The following is a 13,359-nucleotide window of genomic DNA, read 5'->3' on the forward strand; positions in this document are numbered from 1 at the left end:
ATCACAAAATGCAGAAGTTTTTAATTAGTTTCCTACCTTTTTTTACTACCCTTCGTACATTACTAGGCGCAATAATTATTTCTACTCATCTTTTTTTTAATAAAAATAACTTATAAAATCTTCAATGACTGATATTCATAAAAAAGCAAATAGCAAACCAAAGAGTTCTCCATATTATAACATTGGTCAGTTGCGAGTAGACTATTGGAATAAATTAAAAATTGAAAGCTCAGAGTTAGCGCGTTGCAACAACGGTTCAGTAAATGAAAGAAAACATAGGGAGGTAGTAAAAAATTTAATTAAGGATTTAAAAGGAGTTGAATGTTATTTTGCTTCACCAGGAAAAGGGAGAATGCAAAAATTAGAACATATACTTTCTAATCATGAGCACGAGTCTTTATCAAATTTAATAGCTGAAACCACTAAAGATTTAGTGGGAGATAGTTATAGAAGCAACCCTGATTATATAGATTTTGATGAACATAGCATAGCGTCTGTTGAGGAACATGAGCAGCATAACAGTGTTCGGAAAAACCATTTTGAGGTGTTATTTATAGACGCGATTTCAGAAAAGGAAGAGAGTACTTTAAAACATAGCTTGATGTCATTACGTATCTCAAATGACAAATTTACCTATGGGGTTGTGGTGCAGAGATCTTTTCAAGATGCCTTGATTGCTTTGCACTTCAATCACAATATACAGGCAGTGGTTGTGAGATACGCGCCACCTTATTATTCTAAAGAAATCTCACCTCTTATAAAACCATATATTCAGTCTGTTACAAAACTTGACTATTCTTCAAAATCAGAAACGGAACTTGGTCCATTAATTGGTGATTTGATTGGCAAGTTTAGACCAGAATTGGATACCTACTACGTTACTGATACATCACTAGGGCATTTAAAAGACAGCACCATCAAATGTTTTAGACGAATTTTCTATCAAACAGAAGATATCCAAGAACTTCACTTAACTATTTTAAGAGGCATTGCCGAGCGTTTTGAAACGCCATTCTTTTCTGCTTTGGTAGAATATAGTCAAAAGCCAACTGGTGTTTTTCATGCAATGCCAATCTCAAGAGGGAATTCGGTTTTTAAATCGAGATGGATCAACGACTTTGGAGATTTCTATGGTAGAAATATGTTTTTAGCAGAAACATCAGCCACAACAGGAGGTCTTGATTCCTTATTGCAACCAACGGGGTCTATTAAAAAAGCTCAGGAAATGGCAAGAGATGCTTATGGTTCACAATACACTTATTTTGTTACTAATGGTACTTCAACGGCTAATAAGATAGTTATGCAGGCTCTTGTAGAACCCGGAAACGTAGTTCTTATCGATAGAGATTGTCATAAATCGCACCATTATGGATTGGTATTAGTAGGAGCTTATCCCGTTTATCTAGATTCTTATCCAATAGAAAAATATTCTATGTATGGTGCTGTGCCTTTAGAACAAATAAAGGGCCGCTTAATGGAGTTAAAAAAGGCTGGAAGATTAGACAAAGTGAGAATGTTATTGCTTACCAATTGCACGTTTGACGGGATGGTATATAATGTAGAACGCGTTATGGAAGAAGTTTTAGCGATAAAGCCAGACATAATATTTTTGTGGGATGAAGCTTGGTTTGCCTTTGCTGGATTTGCTTATAATTACAAACAACGTACTGGGATGTATACAGCTAAAAAGTTATATGAAAAATATAATAGTAGTGGCTATAGAAAAAAGTATACTGACCATATTAAAGGGTTAAAGGCTGATGATATTTCCTTAATGCCAGATCCTGATAAGGTTCGTATTCGTGTATATGCAACACAAAGCACACATAAAACATTAAGTAGTTTTAGACAAGGTTCTATGATTCATATTTGGGATCAGGACTTCCGTAGAAAAAGTGAAAACACCTTTTCGGAAGCCTATATGACACATACTTCCACATCCCCTAATTATCAAATGTTAGCGTCATTGGATATTGGTAGGCGTCAGGTTCAGTTGGAAGGTTTTGAGCTAGTTGAAAAAAGTATTGAAATGGCTATGATTTTGCGCGCCAAAGTTAACGATAATCCACAGCTAAGTAAATACTTTGATATCTTAACCGTAAAAGATTTTATTCCAGATAAATACCGTCAAACAGGCTTAAAAGAATATTACACAAAAAATGAAGGTTGGAATCTTATGGACGACGCTTGGCAAAAGGATGAGTTTGTTTTAGATCCAACAAAAATCACCTTACATATAGGTAAAACGGGCGTTGATGGTGATACTTTTAAGAACAAATATTTGATGGATAAATTTAATATCCAAATCAATAAAACGTCTAGAAACACTGTGTTATTTTTGACTAATATAGGTACAACAAGAGGAAGTATTACGTATTTAACGAATGCCTTGTTAAAAATTGCAGATGAATTAGATGAAGAATTTAAGTCGTTAAATGATAAGGAAATGGAAATTCACCAAAAACGAATCCATTCCTTAACCAAAGAAGTACCGCCTTTGCCAGATTTTAGCTTTTTTCATCATTCATTTCAAGCTGTTCCTGGAGTACCAGGAGGAGATTTGCGTGCGGCTTATTTTCTAGCTTATAAAGAAGAAAACTACGAGTATATTCCTTTAAGCGACTGTTTAGGTGCTATGCAAAAAGGCAAAGTTTTAGTGGCCTCCACTTTTGTAATTCCATACCCACCAGGATTCCCTGTTCTGGTGCCAGGTCAGGTGGTTAGCGAAGAGATTATTAATTTTATGTTGGCTTTAGACGTTAGTGAAATTCATGGCTATCGTGCCGATTTGGGTTTAAGAATCTTTAAAGAAACGGTATTGGACAGACATAAAACAACAACATCTATAGGGGGAATGAACATCAAAAAATAAAATTAATTAATAATTTTAAAACCGATTGTATGACTATTAAAAAATCAACAAAAACTAAAAAAGCAGTACCAACTAAAAAAGTAGCGACTGCAAAAAAAGAGAACACCATTGAAGTACTTGATGGAATTCCAGATATAAGACGTTTCTTTTATAAGAATGAGGTTCCAATATATTTTATCAGTGCCACTAATTTTAATATGTTGGGAGCAGATGAGTGGATTAAAGGATTTAAGTTTATTTGTCATATAGAATGCTTTGATGGACAGCATCCTAATGTTTTTTCTCCAAAAGAAGAAATTCCTCATGATGAGTTTACCTGTATTGAAGATATCAATAACTACTTGCTTCAACATCCAGAGGTCCAAGACTATTTAAAAACAAGAAGTAAAGGTAAAAAAGCAGGTAAGGCTATGTTCCTTATGTTTGATGAAAACACCGAAAAGCTAGCTAAAAAATTGGGGTTACAGATTATGTTCCCAAGTGCAAAAATGCGAACCTTTATGGATAATAAAGTCAATACCAATCGTATTGCAGAAAAAGCTGGAGTACCTTGTGTACCTTATGTGTTATCTCCTGTAACGGATTATAAACACTTAAATAAAGTTTCTAAAGTGTTAGGAACAGACCTTGTAATACAAACACCATTTGGTGATTCTGGTCATACTACTTTCTTTATCTCAAATGAAGAAGAATTTAAAAAATATGAAAAAGAGATTGTAGAAGAGAAAGAGGTTAAAATTATGAAACGCATCAATTGTAAAGGTTCTGCTATTGAAGCGTGCGTTACGCGACATGGAACTATTGTTGCACCTTTAATGACCGAGTTAGTCGGTTTTAAAGAGTTAACGCCTTATAAAGGAGGTTGGTGTGGCAATGAAATTTATCCAAATGCATTCAGTCCGGAGTTAAGAAAAAAAGCGACAAAATATACGCAATTATTTGGAAATCAACTTAGAGAAGAAGGTTATAAAGGCTATTTTGAATTAGATTTTCTAATAGATCAAGACAATGGTGAAATTTATTTAGGAGAACTAAACCCGAGAGTTACTGGAGCTAGTTCAATCACTAATCACGCTGTTTTTGCCCTTGCTGATGCGCCTCTTTTTATTTTCCATATTATGGAATGGATGGATGTTGACTATAAATTGGATGTTAAGGCGATTAACGATCGTTGGGAAAAGCAAGCAAATATTGATAGCTGGAGTCAAATAATAATAAAACATACCAAAGCAACTGTTGAGTATATCTCTGAGGCCCCAAAATCAGGTATTTACAAAATGTTTGATAATGGCCATATTCAATTTGATCGTTTAGATACACACAGAAGAGCTGTAGAGACTGAAAATGAGGCCTTCTTTTTACATATTTCTAAAAAAGGTGATTATTTATATGAAGGTGCAGATATGGGGATTTTGGTGTCTAGAGGTCGGATGATGACTGATGATTTTAAGTTAAACAATCGTGCAAAACAATGGATTAAAGCCATTCAAAGTAAATATGCATCTCAAATTGTGGAAGATAAGAGTGAACAGGTTATGCTTAAGGGGAGTTTAACAAAATAATTCGTTTCTAATACTATGACTAGTGGTTAACTCTAAATATTAGTTAAATCGTTTATACATTTTTATAAGGTTAAAATAAAAAATATACTATGCAATTAAATTTTACTACGGTCTCAGAACCGTCTATAGCAGGAGCAAAATGGAAAGGTTTATTCGATGCCTATTGGTCAGGGTATCGAAATTGGTTTTTGTCAAAAGAAACTGTGAACACACCAGATTTAGAGACATCGCAAAACGCTCTAAAAAAATATATGCCCAAAATGTGGTCAACCTATAAGCATCTGTGCGTATTAACAAACGCCGATCCGGTTATGGCTCGTTTTCTCACAGGGTTTCAACCACCAGCATATATTAGTGCTTGTGCGCAGGCAGTTATTAAAGCAGATGAAATTCAACTAGTTCGCAACTATGATTACCATCCAAATTTGCTCGAAGGGACAATATTGCTGAGTAAATGGAATGACAATAAAGTTATGGGTATGTCAGATTGTTTAATTGGATTAGTAGATGGTATGAATGATGCAGGCCTTTGTGTTTCTCTCACATTTGGTGGTAGGAAAGAAGTTGGTTATGGATTTGGAATTCCTTTTATTCTAAGGTATGTTTTAGAATTTTGTAAAAATACCGCTGAAGCTGTAAAAGTGCTAAAAAGTATTCCGTCTCATATGTCATATAACGTGACTGTAGTAGACAAATCGGGAGCTTCAAAAACAGTAATGTTAGCTCCAGATAAAGCACCATTAGTTACTAACGATGCCTTTGCAACGAATCATCAAGGAATAGTAGACTGGGAAGAGAATGCTCAGTTTAATCAAACTGTTAAGCGTTATAATTTCATAAAAAATTATTTAAAATCGAAAAACATAAGTGCTAATGAATTAGCGAAGGCCTTCTTACATTATCCGTTATATAATACAAAGTTTACTGAAGGATTTGGGACCTTATTTACGTCAGTGTATCAGCCAGAAAACTTAATTATGAAAGTACTGTGGCCAAATGTCGCAATTGAAAGAAGCTTCGATAATTTTGCAGAAGAAAACATTTTCATAGAATACAATACTACTGGGCAGCCAGTTGTTCCTATTAACACATGGGAAACAGCTCCGGTAGAAACTAATGGATACAGATGGCAAGATGCAGTTGTAGATTCACTGGTTAGCGGAATGGCAGGGAAGAAAACAAAACAAAAACAACAAGAGTTTCGTGATCGATTAATGCCTGGCGGTGAAATAGCTTGGGAAGTATTAGTAGATTATTGGAACGAGCCTGTCGAATATTAATTTGTGATATTTAATTTTATAAACTATGGAATTTAAAAGTAATAATCCTTATAACGGGCAAGAGGTTGCTAAATTTAAAGGTCTTACGCAAAACGAATTAGTAGATAAACTAAACAAAAGCCAAAAAGCATTTGAGTCTTGGAGAAAAGTTCCTGTTTCAGAGCGCAGCTTGCTATTTAAAAAAGCGGGCCAAGTTTTGCGAGATAACGTAGCAGAATATGCTAAAATTATTACTTTGGAAATGGGGAAACCAATTTTAGAATCTAGAGGAGAAGTAAATAAATGCGCTACTGTATGTGACTATTACGCTAAAAATGCTGAAAAATTTTTAGCAAATGAATTTATTGAAACCGATGCCCAAAGAAGTTATGTGCGCCACGACCCAATTGGAGCCGTATTTGCCATAATGCCTTGGAATTTTCCTTTTTGGCAAGTGTTTCGTTTTGCCGCTCCAACCCTTATTGCCGGAAATGTAGGCCTTTTAAAACATGCTCCAAATGTTTTTGGCTGTGCCGAACAGATTGCGGATGTTTTTAAAAAGGCCGGCTTTCCTGATGACGTTTTTCAGAATTTAATAGTACATCATGATAAGACCGAAATTATTATTGCACACGATGCTGTAAAAGCCGTTACACTTACAGGAAGTGAAAGGGCAGGAGCAGCAGTCGCTCAAATTTCAGGGAAATATATAAAGAAAATATTGTTGGAATTGGGGGGTAACAACGCTTTCATTGTTTGGGATGATGCCGATATTGATAAAGCAGTGGCAACAGCACTTACCGCTCGCATGCTAAACTGTGGACAGAGTTGTATTGCCGCCAAGCGTTTTATTTTGTTGGAGGGTATTTATGATGAATTTGTTTTAAAATTTATTGCAGCAGTAAAAAACCTCAAATCCGGCGACCCGATGGAGGAAGATACCAAGATTGGTCCGTTAGCGCGAAAGGATTTGGCAGATCAATTACAATACCAGGTTAGAAATTCAGTTGCAATGGGAGCAGATCTTTTACTTGGCGGAAATCAAAGCGGCGCCTACCACGAACCAACAATTTTAGGCAATGTAAAACCTGATATGCCTGCTTTTGACGAAGAAACTTTTGGCCCTTTGGCAGCGATGATAAAAGTAAAAACAATTGAAGAGGCCTTTGCCCTCTCAGAGCAATCCCGCTATGGACTGGGTGTAACGGTTTGCACTACCAATATTGAAAAGGCACTTGAATATGCCCACGAAGTGAGTGATGGGGCTTACTTTATAAACGAATTGGTAAAAAGCGATCCACGATTACCCTTTGGCGGTACTAAGAAATCAGGTTACGGACGTGAATTAGCAAAAGATGGCATCTTAGAGTTTGTAAATCGAAAAACAGTTTATGTAAAAAACTAAAAAGCGTAAAATAAGCGCTATCACTAATTCTCTCATCTCTTTAGATTTTAACCGGAGCTCCGGTGGTTTTTTAGCGCTGTTTTAGGTGTTATTTTACAATTGTATCTATTGAGCCTGTTGTATTTTGCTACATTAGTACCTAAACCAAAACAGCGTATTTTATTTAAACATGTTTGATAATTGTCGAAAAAATGAAATTTAAACCGTATCCAGAAATAAAATCAGAACGCCTTTTTCTTAGACAAATAAAGGAATCGGACGCTAAAGCTATCTTGTTTTTACGGTCTGATAAAACCGTCAATACATTTATTGAAAGGCCTGAAAACAGAAAAACTAAAAATATATCCGATGCCCTAGAATTCATCAAAGAAGTGGATAATAATATCGAATCTAATCAGTCAATTGCTTGGGGAATAACTTTTATTAGTGATCCTAAACTTATTGGAACAATTTGTTTGTGGAATTTTTCTCAAGACAATACAACGGCGGAAGTTGGGTACGATTTGAATCCTAAATTTCAAAATAAAGGGATTATGAGTGAAGCTCTAAAAAAGATTATAGAGTATGGTTTTAAAGACTTAAATCTTGACAAAATTGAGGCCTTTACACATATTGAAAATGAGAATTCTAAAAAACTATTAGTAAAGAATGGATTTCACTTTAATGAGAATAGAAAGGATCTAAATAATAAATCGAATATTATCTTTGAAATTGAAAATGTCAGACATTAACCAGCGGTAGAAAAAACTAAATAAGACACTTAATTAAGAGTTTGTGCTTTTTTTGTTTCACCTGATTGTTATGCTGTAAGTTTCCAATACCAGAATCGTCAATTTCCATTTGCAAAAATATAATTTGCAAGCTGAAAAACCACGTCTACTTTCAATCCAAGAACCGTCAACCTTATAAATAAAAACCTGCCAAGCAAAAAAGCGTGGCAGGTTTTTTTAACTGCTATTTCGTAAAACGATACTGTTATGTTTGGGAGTCCGCTTTTAAATAAAACCCTTACACACCAAAAGGATTATCTATGCTGTGCGCTGGTTCTGTAAACCATTGTGGGCCTTCTTCTGTCATATAAATATGATCTTCTAAACGTATACCGAACTCCTCTGGTACAACAATCATAGGTTCTATGCTAAACGCCATTCCTGGTTGTAGCTTGATGTCATTTCCTTTTAAAATAAAAGGATGCTCATGGATTTCAAGTCCAATACCGTGACCGGTTCTATGTGGTAGTCCCGGTAAATCATAATCAGGGCCTAATCCGTCCTTTTCTAATTGTACTCTAACTTGGTCATCAATATGGCCACAAGAGTGACCGAGTTGAGCGGCATTAAAAGCGGCTAATTGTGCAGCTTTTTCGTTGGCCCAAATTTTCTTTTCCTTATCTGTGGCGTCGCCATAACTATAAGTTCTAGTGATATCTGAAATATAGCCATTGTATTGGCAGCCCGTATCCATTAAAACGATTTCATTTTCTTTTAAAGGTTTTGGCGATTTTACACCGTGAGGAAAGCTAGAATCTTTGCCAAAGAGAACAATACAAAAGTAAGAGCCACTAGCGATACCTAGTTTTTGGTGCGCTTTATGAATAAAACGTTCTACTTCGCTGGTGGTAATACCTGGTTTTAAAATTCTCGCCGCTGCTTGATGTACTTGCATAGTTAAGTCCATCGGGTACTGAATGTGAGCGATCTCAGCGTCACTTTTAAGTATTCTGAGGTCTCTAATCAACTCTTCGGCACTGCTGATAATAAATTTTTTGTGTTCCTGAAAACGTGAAACCACCGTAAAAGAGGTGGAATCATCAACGGCTAGACGGGTGCCTTCTTCTACAACGTCTGCTATTTTTTGTACAGGCGATTCGTACTCCAACCACGAGATGAATTCACCATCAATTCCTATAAAATCATTGAACGTACCTATTTCAAATTCTGGAACGACATATTTAAGAGTTCCATCGGCAAAAAGAACGGCGCCCACTAAGCGTTCTGACGGATGCCATACCGTATTTGTGAAGTAGTATAAATTGGTGCCGGCATTAATATATAACGCATCCAACCCTTTTGCTTTTAAAGTTGCACAGGCTTTATTAAGTCTGTTTTGAAACTCTTTCTCAGCTATAGGAGCAGGCTTTGTTATTGGCTCGCTTAATTTTGAAAGTTCTTCTTCTGGTGTACTACCTCCAATACCGTAGGATCTGTTACTATTCATTTTAAATGTAATTTTATAAATTAATGCTGAAGTTTTCAGCGCTTATTAAATGTTATACGACTAAAAGAATTAGGGCGTTGGGTTGGAAGGATAATCTAAACTGACTCCAACATTTTTAAATCTAATCCCATTATAATGGCAAGTTCTTGAAAATTGAATAAAACTCTATAGCATTTAACTTTTTATTTTTTAGTGTGGGTAATGAATGCTATTCGAAAGATTTAAAAGACCGTTACATAAAGGTCTTACGCTATTGGGTAGTTTTAGGTATTTGGTAGTGGTAAAAATTGTGAGAGGAACGAACTATAATGAAGGCCATAATTAACACTTTATCATTATTAATTAGTGTTAGTTCTAAAGCGCGATATGCAAATACTAACTAAATTAAGAGAAAATCTTAAAAGGTATAAGGTAAAGATTACAATCCTCTTTTTCATTAAGAAAAGGTTTAAGCGATAGCGAACCTTACTTAAATATGAAAAGCATAACTATAAAAATGCTCGGTTAGCACTACCACAACAAGAGAATGTTTGTTTCGAATTGTTTTTCTTTACAACCGCAAAACGATATGGTGCGGAGTCAGAACCCGATAACAATTAAAACAGTTCTATACGGTAATAAATACTAATTAAAATGGATTTTGGAGGCTATTGTGGTATTCTCTTAGTAACCAATGAGGTCATTTAATACGGTGATTAGTTTCTAAATTTAATAAATAGAGTGGAGTAATAAGCGATGTAGAGACTTTAATTTGTTAATGAGTCTTTGGGGTAGCGTATTCATTGCTTTATTTCAAAAGACTAGAAAACAAAAAAACCTTCGGTTTGGTAACCAAAGATTTTCAAGAGTTATAAATTAAAATAATTGATGAACGATGATATAGCATTATCTCACAGTTAAATTTAGGGATACTGTGAGCATATTTCCGGATCCTGAATAACGCTCAGCCCAAACCTCTATATAATCGTCTGTATCTAATTCAATAGTTCCTATGATAGGAAGCGCTATAATCTCTTGATCAGTTGTAGCTCTTCCATAAACCTTAGTTTGAGTAATTACTGAAGCTGAACCGTTATCTTCTCCTTTGGCTACGTATAGTATATAAATTGTTGGTGAATCTGATAAATTCCTAGCTTGAAAAGAAATAGAAGCATTAGCTCCAAAAAACCTTTTTTTACTTCCTCTATAAACAATTTTGTTATCTCCATCTTTTTCAAAACGGAATAGGCTGTTGGAAGTGGTTGCACCTATGACCTTTTCTCTACTACTTGTTCCTGTACCAGTAAATAAAGTTGACACTCCACTACCAACCGATGCCGTGAAGTTAATATCACCTGTGGCAACATCATCATTCTCTCTTGGTATTCCTGGTGCCCCTGCAGTCCAAGCATTACTAAAATTATAGCCTGCGTAAGACCCAGTAGTGTAACCTTTAACATATCCAGAAGTCGCTGAAGTTGTCCCAGAAAAAGCTGTGCCTTGTAAAATTCCAGTTGCAACAACAGGATTGCTGCTAACGTCCAAGGCCACATCCGCCCCATTCACCGTGCTAAAACCACTTACTTTCTCTATTAAACCAAAGGTTCCCGTAAAGGTTTCAAATGTTCCATTATTAGAACTGAACCATCCTTGATTGTTCAATAGCAAATTACCAATATTAGAATACGTGATGCCATTGGTATTACCTACGAACTGGACAATATTGCTAAAGTATAATCCGAAGCCTGAAATACTTCCAACAGAGTTCATTCCAAATATAATAGTATTTTGAACTAAAAGTGTCTCGGTAGCTGAGCCCGTGATTTCAAATGCTTTTGCGCCTACTAAAGTTACATTTCTAATACTACCACCTGTGCTTCCTTTAAAAACAGTTCCACCTGTATATGAGAGTACATCTTCATTGGCATCCATACCAGAAACATAGGCATTATTTAAATCGATGGGGTTTAATAAGGTTATTGTACCATTAATTTCATAATAGGTGTTTTCATCTAACAAATAGCTGGAGCCTCCGTCGATTAATTCTTGTGCTAAATCGGCGGCAGATTTTATAAGCTTATAATTATTCCTTTTAACACTAGCGTCGTTAGCAAGAGCTATCCAAGAGGTTGTAGTGGTATTATAGTAGAAGAAAGTGTCCTCATCGGTATCAAAGACCAATAAACTTTCTGCCGGGCTGGTTATTCCGGTACGTTCTACAGTGGTTACTCTTGGTGCTAAGAATCCTTGAGAATTAGATGTAATATCTAAGGCCGCAGAAGGATCAGGAGTTATTGTACCAATTCCTACTTGTCCGTAGGAAAAAGTGGTAAGTAATATAAATATAAGGAGAAGTTTTTTAGATTTCATAATGATAAGGAATTCATTAGTTATTCAAAATATCATCGTAAATTTATGTATTTTAACGTTAAAAACAAACATTTAATCCTATTAATATAAGATTAGAACCTTTTTTAACATTTTAAAATTCGTAAATATTGAAATAGTAAGTAACATCTTACATAGTAAATTATAAAACTACGAGTATCTTTTATGAGTAAGAATAAAATTGGATTGTCTTTTATTAGGAAGGCTTTTCCATAATGAAATAGTAGATTTAGGCAACTACTTTAATTAACGGCATAAGTCTAAACCTTATATAAAATCTGACTAAAAAAGCTTTGAAATGGGTTTCTTATTTGCGTTCAAGAGATTACTTAGAAAGACGTAGATAAAAAAGAATTGTGGGTCAACTAAAATTCATACTCCAGTTTGGCATTGATACAGACCGAGGTCTAAATCAGACTTAAAAAAAACAGAATATTAATTACAAAAAAGAAATACACATTACACCATTAAGAAAAGAACTCCTTTTTCACATTTTCGAAATAGGTGTCACTAACGGGTATTTCAATCTTAGATAAGTTTACATCGCAACCATTAAGACCTATTACCTTTTATTTATGGACTAAAAAAGAACGATGTTCACCCATAAATAAAGCTGTGGATAATTCCTTAATAAGCTTAGTAAGTTATTGGTTGGCCATTAACATTTACCGTCTGCTGCATGGTAAATACATATTCGCAGTCGCTTTCAATATAAACTATATTAGTGTAGAGCAGATTGTGTAAGTCGTAACCTAATTTTATAATAAGATGATTTGGTCTTTAAGTAACACTTTGTTGCAAAGAGAGTTTTTCAAAACAAAAGTTGATATTTTACATAACTACGGCGGACACAAAAGATTATAGTTATAAAAATTAAACTTTATTTCATTATATTTAGAATATAAATAAAATAAAAGAGGTATTTATGAAAATAAAAACTAAACCACCAGCTTCCTTTTGGGCTATAGGTATTTTTGCTCTTATATGGAACATTATTGAATTATACTTAACGACTTATCAAATGGACTTCCTACAAGAAAATACCACAGCTGAAGAATTTGCAGTTTTGCAATCGGTACCACTATGGTACGGAATTACGTTTATAGTTGCCATATTCTCTGAAACATTAGGTGTTTTTATGCTTTTATTAAAGAAAAAATGGGCTATCAAATTTTTCGCAGTTTCATTGATTACCCTAGTCTTAACAGAGCTGTATTGGTTATTTATTATTGATATTAACAATTCTTCATTTGTTTTATCAATTTTAGTGCCTATTGTAGTTATTGGAGTAGCCATATTCCTTTATTTATATAGTAAAAGAGCGGCTAAAAAAGGTTGGATCATTTAAAACTCTTTAACCACGGGGTATTTTTACTGGATTTTAGTGTTTCATAAAAGTCTTGAGACTTACTATTTAATTTTAAAAGTTTTAAAGCTTAAATTATTTGAAATCTATTGCTTTCATTAAATGAGTAATTTGTTTTATTTTTTTGAAGAACTTCATTTTGCTATTTTAGTTATTGATTTTGTTTAAACTCTAATACTAGTAATGTTTTGACCCCTATAAAACAAGAGTATTCTTTTAAATTTCGTTAGTTAAATTATGCGGTTATTTTTTTCATTAAAATCAGGTGTTTGTCAGCGTTCCATTTTTCCATTGGTGTTATTCTTCCTAAT

General features: G+C 34.4%; 8 protein-coding genes. 6 read left to right on the forward strand and 2 right to left on the reverse strand.

Annotated features, from left to right (window positions below):
* The first annotated feature begins 124 nt into the window (after window positions 1–124).
* The 5 genes from ES677_RS13080 (at window position 125) to ES677_RS13100 (ending at window position 7,829) form a co-directional block, all read left to right on the forward strand.
* Window positions 125–2,872, forward strand: coding sequence for an aminotransferase class I/II-fold pyridoxal phosphate-dependent enzyme (locus tag ES677_RS13080; protein WP_148370545.1), 2,748 nt, complete (start codon window positions 125–127; stop codon window positions 2,870–2,872).
* A 29-nt stretch (window positions 2,873–2,901) separates the two neighbouring features.
* Window positions 2,902–4,434, forward strand: a complete 1,533-nt coding sequence (locus ES677_RS13085) for a biotin carboxylase (RefSeq protein ID WP_148381469.1) — start codon at window positions 2,902–2,904, stop codon at window positions 4,432–4,434.
* An 89-nt stretch (window positions 4,435–4,523) separates the two neighbouring features.
* A complete protein-coding gene (locus ES677_RS13090; RefSeq protein WP_148381470.1) occupies window positions 4,524–5,714 on the forward strand; it encodes a C45 family autoproteolytic acyltransferase/hydolase in 1,191 nt (396 codons plus the stop codon).
* A 25-nt stretch (window positions 5,715–5,739) separates the two neighbouring features.
* Window positions 5,740–7,098: an NAD-dependent succinate-semialdehyde dehydrogenase gene (locus tag ES677_RS13095; protein ID WP_148381471.1), complete on the forward strand. Its 1,359-nt coding sequence runs from the start codon at window positions 5,740–5,742 to the stop codon at window positions 7,096–7,098.
* 173 nt (window positions 7,099–7,271) lie between these two features.
* Window positions 7,272–7,829 carry a GNAT family N-acetyltransferase gene (locus ES677_RS13100; RefSeq protein WP_246124551.1) on the forward strand — a complete coding sequence of 186 codons (558 nt, stop codon included), beginning with the start codon at window positions 7,272–7,274 and terminating at the stop codon, window positions 7,827–7,829.
* A gap of 277 nt (window positions 7,830–8,106) precedes the next feature.
* Here ES677_RS13100 and ES677_RS13105 read toward each other — a convergent pair whose 3' ends face one another.
* Window positions 8,107–9,315, reverse strand: coding sequence for a M24 family metallopeptidase (locus ES677_RS13105; protein ID WP_148381472.1), 1,209 nt, complete (start codon window positions 9,313–9,315; stop codon window positions 8,107–8,109).
* 885 nt (window positions 9,316–10,200) lie between these two features.
* Window positions 10,201–11,664 carry a hypothetical protein gene (locus ES677_RS13110; protein ID WP_148370551.1) on the reverse strand — a complete coding sequence of 488 codons (1,464 nt, stop codon included), beginning with the start codon at window positions 11,662–11,664 and terminating at the stop codon, window positions 10,201–10,203.
* A gap of 943 nt (window positions 11,665–12,607) precedes the next feature.
* On the opposite strand from ES677_RS13110, the gene ES677_RS13115 reads away from it, so the two are divergent.
* The gene (locus ES677_RS13115; protein WP_148381473.1) at window positions 12,608–13,030 is read left to right on the forward strand and encodes a hypothetical protein; all 423 of its coding nucleotides are present in this window, start codon (window positions 12,608–12,610) and stop codon (window positions 13,028–13,030) included.
* Window positions 13,031–13,359 lie beyond the last annotated feature (329 nt).

It is taken from the genome of Bizionia gelidisalsuginis (genome assembly GCF_008086185.1).
Lineage (GTDB): Bacteria > Bacteroidota > Bacteroidia > Flavobacteriales > Flavobacteriaceae > Bizionia > Bizionia saleffrena.